This window comes from Bacillus sp. NP157 (genome assembly GCA_018889975.1).
In the GTDB taxonomy this organism is placed as follows: Bacteria; Pseudomonadota; Gammaproteobacteria; order Xanthomonadales; family Rhodanobacteraceae; genus Luteibacter.
The window spans coordinates 178,798-193,711 of record CP076546.1; the positions used below are offsets into that span (position 1 = coordinate 178,798).

Annotated in this window: 16 protein-coding genes; all 16 read left to right on the forward strand. The window is 67.3% G+C overall.

Annotation, left to right across the window (positions count from 1 at the left end; translation table 11 throughout):
- The 16 genes from fliP (at position 1) to KPL74_00980 (ending at position 14,772) form a co-directional block, all read left to right on the forward strand.
- Positions 1–741, forward strand: a complete 741-nt coding sequence (gene fliP / locus KPL74_00905; GenBank protein QWT22558.1) for a flagellar type III secretion system pore protein FliP — start codon at positions 1–3, stop codon at positions 739–741.
- Positions 738–1,007 carry a flagellar biosynthesis protein FliQ gene (gene fliQ / locus KPL74_00910; GenBank protein QWT20584.1) on the forward strand — a complete coding sequence of 90 codons (270 nt, stop codon included), beginning with the start codon at positions 738–740 and terminating at the stop codon, positions 1,005–1,007. Before fliP ends, fliQ begins: the two co-directional genes overlap by 4 nt.
- Entirely contained in the window at positions 1,007–1,774 is a 768-nt protein-coding gene (fliR, locus tag KPL74_00915; protein QWT20585.1) for a flagellar biosynthetic protein FliR, read from the forward strand. Before fliQ ends, fliR begins: the two co-directional genes overlap by 1 nt.
- A gap of 3 nt (positions 1,775–1,777) precedes the next feature.
- A complete protein-coding gene (gene flhB / locus KPL74_00920; protein QWT20586.1) occupies positions 1,778–2,923 on the forward strand; it encodes a flagellar biosynthesis protein FlhB in 1,146 nt (381 codons plus the stop codon).
- A gap of 5 nt (positions 2,924–2,928) precedes the next feature.
- The gene (flhA, locus tag KPL74_00925) at positions 2,929–5,037 is read left to right on the forward strand and encodes a flagellar biosynthesis protein FlhA (GenBank protein QWT20587.1); all 2,109 of its coding nucleotides are present in this window, start codon (positions 2,929–2,931) and stop codon (positions 5,035–5,037) included.
- Between the two features lie 30 nt (positions 5,038–5,067).
- On the forward strand, positions 5,068–6,429 hold the full coding sequence (flhF, locus tag KPL74_00930; GenBank protein ID QWT20588.1) for a flagellar biosynthesis protein FlhF: 1,362 nt from the start codon (positions 5,068–5,070) through the stop codon (positions 6,427–6,429).
- A gap of 71 nt (positions 6,430–6,500) precedes the next feature.
- Entirely contained in the window at positions 6,501–7,376 is an 876-nt protein-coding gene (locus KPL74_00935) for a P-loop NTPase (protein QWT20589.1), read from the forward strand.
- Between the two features lie 23 nt (positions 7,377–7,399).
- A complete protein-coding gene (locus tag KPL74_00940; GenBank protein ID QWT22559.1) occupies positions 7,400–8,104 on the forward strand; it encodes an RNA polymerase sigma factor FliA in 705 nt (234 codons plus the stop codon).
- A 42-nt stretch (positions 8,105–8,146) separates the two neighbouring features.
- Positions 8,147–8,536: a chemotaxis response regulator CheY gene (locus tag KPL74_00945; protein QWT20590.1), complete on the forward strand. Its 390-nt coding sequence runs from the start codon at positions 8,147–8,149 to the stop codon at positions 8,534–8,536.
- A gap of 10 nt (positions 8,537–8,546) precedes the next feature.
- Positions 8,547–9,188 (forward strand): protein phosphatase CheZ, encoded by a 642-nt coding sequence (locus KPL74_00950; GenBank protein ID QWT20591.1) that lies wholly within the window; start codon positions 8,547–8,549, stop codon positions 9,186–9,188.
- Positions 9,189–9,195: 7 nt separating this feature from the next.
- Positions 9,196–11,313, forward strand: coding sequence for a chemotaxis protein CheA (locus KPL74_00955; GenBank protein ID QWT20592.1), 2,118 nt, complete (start codon positions 9,196–9,198; stop codon positions 11,311–11,313).
- A 1-nt stretch (position 11,314) separates the two neighbouring features.
- Positions 11,315–12,055, forward strand: a complete 741-nt coding sequence (locus tag KPL74_00960) for a flagellar motor protein (GenBank protein QWT20593.1) — start codon at positions 11,315–11,317, stop codon at positions 12,053–12,055.
- A complete protein-coding gene (motD, locus tag KPL74_00965; GenBank protein ID QWT20594.1) occupies positions 12,052–12,960 on the forward strand; it encodes a flagellar motor protein MotD in 909 nt (302 codons plus the stop codon). Before KPL74_00960 ends, motD begins: the two co-directional genes overlap by 4 nt.
- Positions 12,960–13,748: a ParA family protein gene (locus KPL74_00970; GenBank protein QWT20595.1), complete on the forward strand. Its 789-nt coding sequence runs from the start codon at positions 12,960–12,962 to the stop codon at positions 13,746–13,748. The genes motD and KPL74_00970 overlap by 1 nt, the downstream gene beginning before the upstream one ends.
- Positions 13,745–14,326 carry a hypothetical protein gene (locus KPL74_00975; protein ID QWT20596.1) on the forward strand — a complete coding sequence of 194 codons (582 nt, stop codon included), beginning with the start codon at positions 13,745–13,747 and terminating at the stop codon, positions 14,324–14,326. The genes KPL74_00970 and KPL74_00975 overlap by 4 nt, the downstream gene beginning before the upstream one ends.
- Positions 14,323–14,772, forward strand: a complete 450-nt coding sequence (locus tag KPL74_00980; protein QWT20597.1) for a chemotaxis protein CheW — start codon at positions 14,323–14,325, stop codon at positions 14,770–14,772. Before KPL74_00975 ends, KPL74_00980 begins: the two co-directional genes overlap by 4 nt.
- Positions 14,773–14,914 lie beyond the last annotated feature (142 nt).

The window sequence follows — 14,914 nt, forward strand, 5'->3', positions numbered from 1 at the left end:
CTGAAGTGGGCCGTCTTCCTGGCCTTGCTGCTCAGCCCCTTCGCGGTGTTCGCCGCGGAGCCGCCGGGCATTCCCCTGGTGAACGTGCAGCCGGGTAGCAACGGCGGCCAGCAGTGGTCGCTGTCGATCCAGATGCTGGCGCTGATGACCGCGCTGACGGTGCTGCCGGCCATCCTGCTGATGATGACCTCGTTCACCCGGATCATCATCGTGCTGGGCTTCCTGCGGCAGGCGCTGGGCACCAACAGCACGCCGCCGAACCAGGTCATCCTCGGCCTGTCGCTGTTCCTCACCCTGTTCGTCATGTCGCCTGTGTTGAACAAGGCCTACGACGCCGGGCTCAAGCCCTACATGGACGGCCAGATGAGCGTGCAGGACGCACTGCCGGCCGCCGCCGCGCCGTTCAAGCACTTCATGCTCGAGCAGACCCGCGAGCCCGATTTGCAGCTGTTCACCAAGCTGGCCGGCGAGCAGCCGTACGCCGACCGCGACGCCGTGCCTTACCGCGTCGCGCTGCCCGCGTTCGTCACCAGTGAGCTCAAGACCGCCTTCCAGATGGGCTTCCTGCTGTTCATCCCGTTCCTGATCATCGACCTTGTCGTCGCCTCCGTGCTGATGTCCATGGGCATGATGATGGTCTCGCCGATGATCATCTCCCTGCCGTTCAAGATCATGCTGTTCGTGCTGGTCGACGGGTGGACCCTGCTGCTGGGTACGCTGGCCGGGAGCTTCTACCAATGACGCCCGAATCGGTCATCGGCTTCGGCCAGCAGGCCCTGCACATCGCCATGCTGATCGGTGCGCCGTTGCTGCTCACCGCGCTGGCGGTAGGCCTGATCGTCGGCATGATCCAGGCCGCGACGCAGATCAACGAACAGACCCTCAGCTTCATCCCGAAGCTGATCTGCATGGCCCTGGTCGCGATCATCACCGGCCCGTGGATGCTGCGCACCATGGTCGACTTCACCCGCTCGCTCATCGAATCGCTGCCCCAGGCCGTGCGCTGATGCCACTCGACCTCGGCCAGCTCGAGGGTTGGGTCGGCAGCGCCTGCTGGGCGCTCGCCCGCATCACCGGCCTGATGCTCGTGGCGCCCGTGCTGGGCGCCACGGTCATTCCCGTGCGCATCCGGCTGGCCCTCACCATCATGCTGACCGTGGTGCTGGCGCCGCTGGCGCCGCTCGACGTGCGCCCGCTGTCGGCCCAGGGCATCGCTACGATGGCCCAGCAGGTGCTGGTCGGCGCGGCGATCGGTTTCATCCTGAAGCTGGTCTTCGAAGCCGTGTCGTTCGGCGGCCAGTTCGTATCCCAGGCGATGAGCCTGGGCTTCGCCGAAGTGGTCAACCCCGGCGTCGGCGGCACCACGCCGGTGCTCAGCCAGTTCTACACGATGCTGGTGACCCTGCTGTTCCTCACCCTGAATGGCCACCTGCAGCTGATCGACCTGCTGGCCGAGAGCTTCCGCAGCCTGCCGGTGGGCGGCGAGGGCATCGGCACCAACGGCATCTGGGGCGTGCTGACCTTTGCCAGCCACCTGTTCGCCGGCGCCGTGCGCGTCGCCTTGCCGGCGCTGACCGCCCTGCTGGTGGTCAACCTCGGGTTCGGCGCCATCAGCCGCTCCGCGCCGTCGATGAACCTGTTCGCGGTCGGCTTCCCGATCACCATCTGCCTCGGCATGGTCGCGGTGTGGCTGGCCCTGCGCGGCCTGCCGAGCGCCTTCGACTCGCTCTCCACGGATGCATGGCAAGCCATGCGCCAGCTCATCGGGAGGTAGGCCATGAGCGAGGAGAGCGACAAGGAAGACCGCACCGAATCACCTAGTGACAAACGCCTTCGCGAAGCCCGTGAAAAGGGCGACCTGCCGCGTTCGCGCGACCTGTCGACCGCCGTGGTGGTGTTCGCCGGCGTGGCCATGCTGATCGCCTCGCGCGAGCAGATCGCCCTGCATGCCGCCAACATCATGCACGTGGGGCTCAGCTACGGCCGCGAAGACCTGTTCGCCGCCAACGGCCTCAGCCGTGCGCTGATGACCGCCGTGCTGGAAGCCCTGCGCATGCTCGGCCCGGTGTTCGCCGTGACCATGGCCGCCGCCGTGGCCGCGCCGGCGCTGATGGGCGGCCTGAACTTCTCCTTCGAGGCGCTGGTGCCGAAGTTCGACCGGCTGAACCCGATCCAGGGCTTCTCGCGGCTGGTCTCGAAGAACGGCCTGGTCGAGCTGGGCAAGTCCATCCTGAAGCTGCTGCTGATCGGCGCCGCCCTGGTCTGGTACCTGCGCAAGAGCACCAACGAGATGTACGCGGTCGGATCCGGCCCGGTGAAGGAGGGCATCGCCCACGCCTTTGGCATGTTCGGCAGCGCCTCGCTTATCTTCGCCCTGGCGCTGGGCGCGATCGGCCTGATCGATGCGCCGTGGCAGAAGTACAGCTTCACCACGAAGATGAAGATGACCAAGCAGGAAGTGAAGGACGAGCACAAGGAAAGCGAGGGCTCGCCGGAGCTGAAGTCAAAAATCCGCCAGATGCAGCACCAGATGGCACGCCGCCGGATGATGGAAGACGTGCCCACGGCGGACGTCATCGTCGCCAACCCCACGCACTTCTCGGTGGCGCTGAAATACGACGAAAACCGCATGGGAGCGCCGCGCGTGGTGGCCAAGGGCATGGACGTCATCGCCCTGCAGATCCGCCAGCTGGGCACCGAATCGAAGGTTCCCGTGGTGGAAGCGGCCCCGTTGGCACGAGCCTTGTATCACTCGACGGAAATCGGACGCGAAATCCCCTCGGCCCTGTACGTGGCCGTGGCCCAGATCCTGGCCTACGTGTTCCGACTCAAGCAGGCGATCGCCACCGGCGACCTCCCGCCCGACATGCCCCGGCAAGAGATCGACCCGGAGCTGATGGGCCCCTACCGCATGGATAAGTGACTTAGATGGCAGCCTCGACCAACCTGATGGGCACCTTCCGGCAGATCGGCCGTCGCGGCGTCGCGGCCCCGGTGGCGATGCTGATCATGCTCGGCATGATGATGCTGCCGCTGCCGCCCTTCATGCTGGACCTGCTGTTCACGTTCAACATCGCGCTGTCGCTGGTGATCCTGCTGGCCACCATGTACGTGATGCGCCCGCTGGAGCTGGCCTCGTTCCCGACCGTGGTGCTGTTCGCCACCCTGCTGCGCCTGGCGCTGAACATCGCCTCCACCCGCGTCGTCCTGCTGCACGGCCACAATGGCCCGGGCGCGGCCGGCAAGGTGATCGAGGCGTTCGCCGAATTCGTCATCGGCGGCAACTTCGCCGTCGGCTTCGTGGTGTTCGCGATCCTCACCATCATCAACTTCGTGGTGGTGACCAAGGGCGCCACCCGCGTGTCCGAAGTCACCGCACGCTTCACCCTCGATGCCATGCCCGGCAAGCAGATGGCGATCGACGCCGACCTCAATGCCGGCCTGCTCACCCAGGAACAGGCCCGCGAGCGTCGCCAGGAAGTCCGCGAGGAAGCCGACTTCTACGGTTCGATGGACGGTGCCTCGAAGTTCGTCCGCGGCGACGCCACCGCCGGCATCCTCATCCTCGTCATCAACATGCTGGGTGGCTTCTTCATCGGCATGTTCCAGCACGGCCTGTCGGCCGGCGAAGCCGCGCGCACCTACACGCTGCTGACCATCGGTGACGGCCTGGTCGCCCAGGTCCCCGGCCTGATGCTGTCGATCGCCACCGCGGTGATCGTCACCCGCGTGTCCAAGTCGCAGGAGATGGGCAAGCAGGTGTTCGGCCAGCTGTTCGGCCAGCCGAAGGCGCTGGCCGTGGCCGCCGCCGTGCTCGGCACCATGGGCCTGATCCCGGGCATGCCGAACATCCCGTTCCTGCTGCTGGCCGGCATCGCCGGCTTCGGCGCCTACAAGCTGCACCTTCGCAAGCAGGCACCGGCCCCGGCCGCCGGCATGCCGGGCGCGCCGGGCACCGACCTGGCTGCGATGGAAGCGGCGCCGCCCGCCGAACGCCTCGAGCTGTCGTGGGAGGACGTGGCCCAGGTCGACACCGTCGGCCTCGAAGTCGGCTATCGCCTGATCCCGCTGGTGGACAAGGCGCAGGGTGGCGAGCTGATGGCCCGGATCAAGTCGGTGCGCCGCAAGCTGTCGCAGGAACTCGGCTTCCTGGTCCCGTCGGTGCACATCCGCGACAACCTCGACCTCGCTCCGCATGGCTATCGCATTTCGCTGATGGGCGTGCCCATGGGCGAGGCGGAAATCCACACCGAGCGCATGCTCGCGATCGACCCGGGCCGCGTGCACGGCACCATCAACGGCATCGCCACGCGCGACCCGGCCTTCGGCCTGGACGCGGTGTGGATCGAACCGGGCCTGCGCGAACACGCACAGACGCTGGGCTACACCGTGGTCGATCCGGCCACCGTCATCGCCACGCACCTGTCGCACATCCTGCAGAACCACGCCCACGAGCTCATCGGCCACCAGGACGTCCAGCAGCTGCTCGACCGGCTGGCCCAGCAGACCCCGAAGCTGGTCGAAGACCTGGTGCCCAAGCGCCTGTCGCTCGGCGCCGTGGTCAAGGTGTTGCAGAACCTGCTCGCCGAGCGCGTGCCCATCCGCAACTTCCGCGGCATCGTGGAATCGCTGGCCGAGCATGCCGGCCAGAGCCAGGATCCGGGCGTGCTCGCCGCCGCCGTGCGCGTCACCCTGGGTCGCCAGATCGTCCAGGAAATCGCCGGCCTCGGCAGCGAAGTGCCTGTCATTACTTTGGCGCCGGAACTGGAACAGATCTTGCTCCAATCCCTGCAGGGTGGTGGTCCCGCTGGCGCGGCCGTTGAGCCGGGCCTGGCGGATCGCCTGCAGAAGAGTGTCGGCGATGCGGCACGACGCCAGGAAGCAGCCGGTGAACCGGCCGTGCTGCTCGTTTCGCCGGCACTTCGTCCATGGTTGTCGCGCTTCACGCGTCATGTGGCCCAGAACCTGCATGTACTTGCGTACAACGAGGTTCCGGACAACCGCCGCGTCAAGCTGGTGACGGCCCTCGGGCGATAGGCACAAGACGATTAAGACAGGATCGAACGCATGAAAATCAAACGATTCGTTGCTTCCGACATGCGCCAGGCCATGCGCCAGGTGCGCGATGAGCAGGGTCCGGACGCCGTGATCCTGTCCACGCGTCGGATGGACGACGGCATCGAGATCATCGCCGCGCTCGATTACGACGAGGCGCTGGTCCGCGAAGCCGGGTTCGCGTTCGAACCGCCGGCGGAAGACGACAAGGCCACCGCGATCCGCGCTACCCGCGACCACCGCGAAGCCGAGCGCGTCGCCCGCATCGACCAGGCCCGCGCCGCGACGGCCGCCGCCGTGGAGCGCGCCGCCCGCGGCACCCCGGCGCAGGCTGGCAACACCAACACCAATGCGCCGCAGCGCCAGTCGTCCGCCGCGCTGGCCGCCAGCGTTGCCGACGTGGTGCGCGCCGCCACCGTGAACCCGGTGCAGGACAACACCGCGGTGAACGGCATGCGTGCCGAGATCAATAACCTGCGCGAGATGCTGGAAGTGCAGCTCTCCGCGCTGGCCTGGAACCAGATGGATCGCGAGCAGCCGCTGCGTGCCCGCGTGCTGCGCGAAGTCACCCGCCTGGGCATCGATGGCGACGTGGCCCGTGCGCTGTGCGCCGAACTGCCGGCGGGGATGACCGCCGAGCAGGCGCGTTACCTGCCGCTGGGCATCCTCTCGCGCAACATCCGCACCACCGGCCGCAACTTCGACACCGTCGGCGGTGGCATCGTCGCCTTCGTCGGCACCACCGGCGTCGGCAAGACCACCTCGATCGCCAAGCTGGCCGCGCGTGCGGTGCTGCGCCACGGCGCCAACAACGTGGCGCTGATCAGCGCCGACCAGTACCGCATCGGTGCCGGTGCCCAGCTCGAACATTACGGCCGCCTGCTCGGCGTGCGCGTCTACAACGCCCACGACGCCCAGGGCCTGCGCAACGTGCTGATGCAGCTGCGCGGCAAGCACACGGTGTTGATCGACACGGCCGGCCTCGCCGGCAACGACCCGAAGCTGGAGCAGCAGTTCGAAACGCTGCGCGCCATGGCCGACGTGCGCGTCTGCCTGGTGCTGGCGGCGAACGCCCAGGCCCAGGCCATCGACAACGCGGTGCGCGCCTATGCACCGCTGAAGCCGCAGAGCGCCATCCTTACCAAGCTCGACGAAGCGCCGCTCCTGGGTGGCGCGCTGTCGGCACTGATCCGGCATGGACTGCCGCTGGACTACACCACGGATGGCCAGCGCGTGCCCGAGGACATCGCCTCCGCCGACGCGCGCAAGCTGGTCTGCCTCGCAGCCCAGATGCTCAAGCAGCGTAACGACGAGCCGGATGACGCCATACTTGCCGATCGCTTCGGCTTCGCGGCATCCCCGGCATTGGCCTGATCCAGCAGAACCCGACGAACGTGACCCCGGCAAACGCATCCGCAACTTCTTTCACGGCAGTGAACTCCTTCATGACCACACACGTCGACAACTCCCAGGCCGCCGGTCTCAACTGGATCGCCGACCGTCGTCCCACCCGTAGCATCGCCGTCGCAGGCGGCAAGGGCGGCGTGGGCAAGACCACGGTGGCCGTGAACCTCGGCATGGCGCTCGCGATGGGTGGCCGCGACGTGCTGCTGCTGGACGCCGACCTCGGCATGGCCAACATCGACGTGCTGCTCGGCCTGCAGCCCACGCGCCACCTCGGCCACATGCTGGAAGGTGCCTGCGGCATCGAAGACGTGGTGTTGCCCTCGGCCCACGGCCTCAAGGTGATCCCGGCCACGTCCGGCACGCGCCGCATGGCCCAGCTGCCGAACATCGAACACGCCGCGATCATCCGCGCGTTCGACGAATACCCGCTGGCCCCCGAATACCTCATCGTCGACACCGCCGCCGGCATCTCCGACAGCGTGACGATGTTCGCGGCCGCCTCCGACGAGGTGGTGGTCGTGGTCTGCGACGAACCCGCCTCGCTCACCGACGCCTACGCGCTGATCAAGGTGATGTCGCGCGAGTTCGCGGTCAACCGCTTCCGGATCGTGGCCAACATGGTCCGCCATGCACAGGAAGGCCGCCAGCTGTTCGAAAAACTCTCGCGGGTGACGAACCGGTTCCTCGACGTCTCCCTCGATTTCATGGGCATGGTGCCGCACGACGAGTACCTGCGCCAGGCGATCCGCCGCCAGTCGGCGGTGGTCGATGCCTGGCCGAGCAGCCGTTCGGCGGTGGGATTCAAGAATCTGGCCAGGTCGGTCGATACATGGGGGGAACCCGAACCCCGTGGACAGGGTCGCATCGGCTTTTTTGCCGGGCGTGAGCACGTGGGGGGAGGGCTGCCGTTGTGAGTGTCGCGAGCGAATACCTTGAAATCACTAAGGTTCCGGCCGATCAACTGGTAAGAACGCACGCGCCGCTGGTGCGCCGGATCGCCTATCACCTGATGGGCCGCCTGCCGCCCAGCGTCGATGCAAACGACCTGATGCAGGCCGGCATGATCGGTTTGCTTGAGGCGGCAAGGAATTATTCGCCGACTCGCGCGGCCAGCTTCGAAACCTATGCGGGCATCCGCATTCGTGGCGCCATGCTGGACGAGCTGCGCAAGACGGACTGGACACCGAGGTCGGTGCACAGGAAGTTGCGCGAGGTGGCGGAAGTAACGAGGCAGATCGAGAACGAAACCGGCGGCGACGCCAACGACGTGGAAGTGATGAAGCGTCTTGGCATCGATGCCATGGAGTACAACCAGATCCTGGCGGACGCGGCGAGTGCGCGGTTGCTGAGCCTGACGGCGCCCGAAGGCGACGAAGGTTCCGCCATCGATGTCGCCGATCCGGATGCCGCGGGTCCGGAAGGGCTCTTCGAACAGGCCGGCCTGCGCGGTGCGCTTGCCGAGTCCATCGATGGCCTGCCGGAGCGCGAAAAGCTGGTGATGTCGCTGTACTACGATGAAGAACTCAACCTGAAGGAAATCGGTGCGGTGTTGGGGGTTAGCGAATCGCGCGTGTGCCAGATCCATGGCCAGGCCCTGATCCGCCTCCGCGCGCGCATGTCGGGTTGGAAAGACAAACACTAAGAACGACGCGGCTGTAAGGCGGAGAAAGCTTTGGACAAGAACATGAAAATCCTGGTGGTGGACGATTTCTCCACCATGCGGCGCATCGTCCGCAACCTGCTGGTCGAGCTGGGTTTCACCAACACGCTCATCCAGGAGGCCGAGGACGGCAATGCCGCGCTGGCGCTGTTGCGCGCGCAGCCGATCGACCTGGTGGTGACCGACTGGAACATGCCGAACATGACCGGCATCGAGCTGTTGCGCGCCATCCGCGCCGACGCCGCCCTGAAGTCGTTGCCCGTGCTGATGGTGACGGCCGAGAACAACCGCGACCAGATCATCGCCGCCGCGCAGAGCGGCGTGAACGGCTACGTGGTGAAGCCGTTCACGGCGGTCACGCTGAAGGAAAAGCTCGACAAGATCTTTGAACGACTCGCCGCGGCCGCGGGCTAAGGGACTGAGCATGAACATGACGATTACCGCCGGCCACGAGGTCGCTCCCGAGTTGCGCGAGCTGTTCGACGCTGACGACAGCACCGCGTTCGAACAGGCGCTGGACCGACTCATCCGCAGCCGTGAACAGCACCTGTTCATGGCCTTGGGCCACCTTGCGCGCGACCTGCACGAATCCGCCCGCCGCCTCGCGGTCGATATCTCCAGCGATGGCATCCCGGGCAACATGGGCGACGCCCGCAAGCACCTGCGCGACGTGCTCGAAATGAGCGCGCAGGCCGCCCATCGCACGCTGGACTTCAGCGAACGCCTGCGTCCGCAGGCGCAGGCGCTGGCGAAGCAGGCCGACGAGCTGCTCGTGCTCGACCAGGCCGATCCGGGCTTTGGCTCCAACGCGACGGCGCTGGCCGTGCGCGTGGGCGACTTTGCGCAGAACTGCGACATCGGCCTGGGTGAAATGGTCGAGGCGCAGTCCTGGCAGGACCTGTCCGGCCAGCGCGTGGCCAAGGTCGAGGCCTTCATGGCCAAGGTCGAATCTTCGCTGGTGGAGCTGGTTCGCCTCACGGGTTCGCTGGCGGGTGCGAACGCGCCGGTCGCGGACAAGGTCAGCCAGGACGAAGTGGATCGCCTCCTTAGCGAATTCGGCTTCTGAGGCCGGAATGAGCGTCGAGCTGGACAACGAGCTGCTCAACGTCTTCCTGATCGAAGCGCGCGAACTGCTGGAGACCCTGGGCGAACAGCTCGTGGACCTCGAAGCGTCGCCGGAAGACGTCGAGCTCCTGAACGCGGTGTTCCGTGCGTTCCATACCGTAAAGGGCGGTGCGGGCTTCCTTGGCCTGAACGCCATGGTGGAACTCTGCCACCGCGCGGAAGACTTGCTCAACGAAGCGCGCAATGGCGCGCTGCTCCTCAATGCGGCCCTGATGGACGCGTTGCTGGAGTCGCTCGACCTGCTCAACGACATGATGCGCGCGGCCGATGCCGGCGTTCCGATCGAGCCCGCGCCGCGTTCGCTGCTCGATCGCCTGCTGATCCCCGGCCGTGCCGCGTCGGTCGCACCGGTGGCGCTTGCCGTGCCGGTGCGCGCGTCGGCCGCGGCAGCGGCCCCGGCGGCGCCGAGCGCACCGGCGAAGCCGTACGACCCGATCGAAGACGAATTCGAGGCCATGCTCGACGCGGCGCGCGCCGACCGTGAGCCCACGCCCGCCTCCAACGGCACCATCTCCGACGACGAATTCGAAGCCCTGCTGGATTCGCTGTACGGCACGGGTGCGCCCGGTGCCGACGCGGCGGGCGACGAGCCGGCGGATGGCATGGACCTCAATGCGGCCTCGCTGGCCAGTACGCCCGCGCCGGCCACCGCCGCGCCGGCCGACACCAGCATCAGCGACGACGAATTCGAAGCCCTGCTCGACCAGCTCTACGGCACCGGCGCCCCCGGCGCCACCACCACTGCCCCTGTAGGAGCGGCCCCGGCCGCGACCGCAGCCGCGACACCGTCTGCACCATTACCGGCACCGTCGCCGACCGCACCCCCGGCACCACTTAAAAGCGCCACCCCCAAACCCGCCACCCCCAACGACAAGCGCCAGCCCAGCGCTGCCGCCGACGCCACCGTTCGCGTCGACACGCATCGCCTGGACAGCCTCGTCGATGCCGCGGGCGAACTGGTACTGGTACGCAACCGTCTTACCAACCTCGCGCCGCGCGGTACCAACGACCCGATGGAACGCGCCATCGGTGAACTGGAGCGCGTGGCGGAAGACCTGCAGAACGCCGTGCTGCGCATGCGCATGCAGCCGGTCGGCAAGCTGTTCTCGCGATTCCCGCGCATCGTGCGCGACCTCGCCCGCCAGCTTGGCAAAGAGATCGAACTGGTTACCGAAGGCGAAGACACCGACATCGACCGCAGCGTGGTCGAGGCACTCGCCGATCCGCTGGTGCACCTGCTGCGCAATGCCGTCGACCATGGCATCGAGATGCCGGACGTGCGTGCGCGCGATGCGAAGCCACGCGTCGGCACCGTGCGCCTGGCCGCGGGCCAGTTCGGCGACCGCATCGTCATCACCGTCACCGACGACGGCAAGGGCATGGACCCGGAAGTCCTGCGTCGCAAAGCCGTCGAAAAGGGCCTGATGGACGAAGAGCAGGCCGCTCGGCTGGACGAGCGCGAGTGCTACGAAATCGTCTTCCGCCCGGGGTTCTCCACGGCCAGCGAGGTCTCCGACATCTCCGGCCGCGGCGTCGGCATGGACGTGGTGAAGACAAAGATCGTCGAACTGGGTGGTACCCTGTCGATCGATTCGCGAGTCGGCCACGGCAGCACGGTGCGTTTGTCGGTGCCGCTGACGCTGGCGATCCTGCGCGTGCTCATGGTGCGCGTGGGCAACCGTTTGCTGAGTCTTCCGATGTCCAACGTCGCCGAAGTATTCGAGCTTTCGCCCGGCCAGGTGCAGGAACTGGACGGCCGCATCGTGGCGTCGCATCGCCAGCGCGCGCTGCCGCTTGCCGACCTCGGCAACTGGGCCGGCGCGCAGGGCAGGGGCGGACACGTGGTGGTCGTGCAGATCGGCCACCAGACACTGGGCTGCCTCGTCGACGAAGTGCTCGGCCGCGAAGATGTCATGGCCAAGCCGCTCGGCCCCTTCCTCAAGGACGTGCCTGGCGTTGCCGGCGCCACCATCACCGGTGACGGCCGCATTTCGCTCGTGCTCGACCTTGCCGGCCTGGCCGATGACAGCGGGCAGGTGTTGCCCAGCCTGAGGATGGCTGTCTGACATGGATATCGTGAGCGTCGTCGGCACGATCCTGGCCTTCCTGGTCATTATCGTGGGGACCATCCTCAAGGGCTCGAGCCTCGACGCCCTGTGGAACCCGGCCGCCTTCGTCATCGTGTTCCTCGGCACCTTCGCCGCCTTGCTCGTACAGACCCCCGGCCCCGTGCTCAAGCGCGCGTGGGCCATGTTGCCGTGGGTGTACCGGCCACCCGACATCGAATCGGAAAACCTGGTCAGCCGCATCGTCGGCTGGAGTGAAATCTCTCGCCGGACGGGCCTGCTGGGCCTCGAGCCGGCGATCGAGCGTGAGCAGGATCCGTTTATCCGCAAGGGCCTGCAGCTGCTCGTCGACGGCACCGAGCCCGACGCGATGCGCTCGGTGCTGGAAGTGGAAGTATTTACCCGCGAGCACAGCGACATCGAAGCCGCCAAGGTGTTCGAGAACGCCGGTGCGTACTCGCCGACCATGGGCATCATCGGCGCCGTGATGGGCCTGATGGCCGTGATGCAGAACCTCGCCGATCCGAGCAAGCTCGGCCATGGGATCGCCGCGGCGTTCGTCGCCACGATCTACGGCATCGGCCTGGCCAACCTGCTGGCGCTGCCGATGGCAGCGCGCCTGAAGGGCCTGGCCCGGCAGCGTTCGCAGATGCGCGAGATCCTCGTCGAAGGCCTGGTCTCGATTGCGCAGGGCGACAACCCGCGGCATATCGAAAGCAAGCTGCAGGGGTTCCTGCCGTGAAGCGCCGCCATCACGAAGAGCATATCAACCACGAACGCTGGGCGATCCCCTACGGCGACCTCATCACATTGCTGCTGGCGCTGTTCGTGGTGATGTACGCCGTATCCGCGGTGAACGAAACCAAGTTCAGGGTCATGGCGGCATCGATCAACGAAGCCTTCAATGGCACCGGCAAGGTGATCGAGCCGGTGCAGGCCACCGCGCCTGCCGTGCAGGTGCCGCTGCCGAACCAGTCGCGCGCGCCATCGGCCAGCCCGATCGCGAAGATCGACGTGCCGCTGCCGCCACGCAACCTGCCGTTGCCTGGCCACGAAGGCGCTGCTGCCGAGGCCCAGCCGGGCGACAAGAAGCAGTCGGCACCGGCCGACAACGCCACCGTGGGCAAGGTTGAGCAGCCGAACCTCAGCCAGATTTCCGACGAAGTGCAGCGTGCGATGAAGCCGCTGATCGACAAGAGCCTGGTCAGCGTCCGCCAGACGCCCGACTGGCTCGAGATCGAAGTGCGTACCGACATCCTGTTCCCGGTCGGCGTGGCGAAGCTGCAGCCTGCCGCCGAAGACGTGCTGCGCAAGCTCGCCGGCATCCTCGCGCCGTTCCCGAACGGGATGCGCGTCGAGGGCTATACCGACAACACACCCATCGCCACGGCGACGTTCCCGTCGAACTGGGAACTGTCCGCCGCGCGTGCCGCCACGGTGGCCCGCCTGATCACCGAACAAGGCGTGGATCCCCACCGCGTCGGGATCATGGGCTGGGGCGAATTCCGCCCAGTGGTCGCGAATACGTCGGACGATGGTCGTAACCGAAACCGCCGCGTGGTGATCGTGGTGATGAGTGACAAGGCCGCGCCGGACACACCGGGTGCGGCCCTCGCTCGCTTCCAGCCGGATGGAGGAAACCGCTGATGCGCGTCTGGGCGATTTCAAACCAGAAGGGTGGCGTGGGCAAGACCACGACCGCGGTGTCGCTCGGCAGCCTGCTTGCCGCGAGCGGCAAGCGCACCTTGCTGGTCGACATGGATCCGCATGCATCGCTGTCGGGTTACATCGGCGTCGAAGCCGGCGCGCACGGCAGTGTCTACGATCTGTTCGGACTCGGCGCGACGCCACTGCCTGTGCGTACCCTGGTCCACGCCACGGCGTGGGACCGGCTCAGCGTGCTGCCGGCCTCGGCGGCGATGATCACGCTGGATCGCCAGCTCGGCACGCGACCGGGCATGGGCCTGGTGCTCACCCAGGCGCTCGCCGACCTCGCGCCCGACTTCGACCATGTCTTGCTCGACTGCCCGCCGACGCTCGGCGTGCTGATGGTCAACGCGCTGGCGGCGAGCGATCGCCTGCTGGTGCCGACCCAGACCGAAGCGCTCGCGCTGGCTGGCCTGGAACGCATGCTGCGCAGCCTGTCGATGATCGAGCGTTCGCGTGGCAAGCCGATGCCGCGGACGATCGTGCCGACGCTGTTCGATGCACGGACGCACGCATCGCGCGCCTGCCTCGACCAGCTGCGCGAGAAATACGGCGACGACGTCAGCCAGGCGGTGATCCCGACCGACACGCAGATTCGCGAAGCCAGCGCGGCGGGCGTACCGCTCGCATCGTGGCCCGCGGCCCGTCGCGGTGGTCTTGCCTATCGGCAGTTGCTCGAAGAGTTGCTGGAGAAATCCAGCCCGACCGTCGAGGATGCGGCCGCGTGATCGGCAACATGAACGAGGCCGAGCAGATCGTCGCGGGTTACCTCGCGGAACTGCTCACGCCCGCACCGGTCACCGTCGAGCCGGTGCCGGCCGAGGTCAAGGTGGTTACGATCGAATCGTGGCGTAACGTGGCGCCGTCGCCCGAGCCTGCACCGGCCGAGCGCGCACCGCGCTACCTGCTGTGCGTCGCGGCGGGGGTCAAGGTCGCCGTGCCGATGGCCGACGTGACCCACATGCTGCCGATGCCGCCGCTCAGCCCGCCGCACCATGCCAACCCCATTTGCCTCGGACGCTGGCGCCATCCCAGCGGCGAAGCGCGCGTGGCCGACCTGGCCGCGATCCTTTCGCCCGACATGGCCGGCGCGCATGCACCGACGCTGGTGCTGCTCGGTGACCGGCGTTGGGCCCTGGCCTGCGAGGTCACAGACGAGCCAGTCGAAATCGACATGGCCGGCGTGCAATGGCGCGCCGGCGCGGCGACCCGGCCCTGGCTTGCCGGCATGTCGCGCGAACCCCGTTGCGGCGTGATCGGCACGGCAGAACTTATCCATTGGCTGGAACAGGAGCTCGGCGCGTGACCGATCCACAACGCGAGGGCCGTGATCTGTGGCTCGGTTTCACCCTGAAAGGACAGCGCTACGCGGTGTCGCTTGCCACCGTGCGCGAAGTGATCCGCCCGGGTGACATCACGCCCGTGCCTGGCGCACCCAGCGACGTGCTCGGCATCGTCAACCTGCGTGGGCAGATCGTGCCCGTGCTGGACGGTCGCCGCCGCTTTGGCCTGGAAGGCGAGGTCAGCGCCAGCGAAGCCGACATGCAGCGCGTGATCGTGTTCGACGACGCCGGCACCACGGTCGGCCTGCGCATCGACGTCATCGGCGACATGCTCCAGTTCGACCCCTCCGACGTGGCCCCGCCACCGCCCGGCCGCGCCACCCGCCGCGACGACCCCGTCAGCGGCGTCATCACCCGCGACGACAGCTTCATCGCCCTCGTCGACGTCCCCCGTCTCTGCCGCGCCTGACCAACTGCCCCGTGTAGGAGCGCGCCCGCGCGCGACCCCCTCCGATCGCAATACCCGCAATACCCGCAATACCCGCAATACCCACCCCACCCAAGATTCCTAACCGCCCCCCAAATGCGCTACCGTGACCCGGCCTCAACCG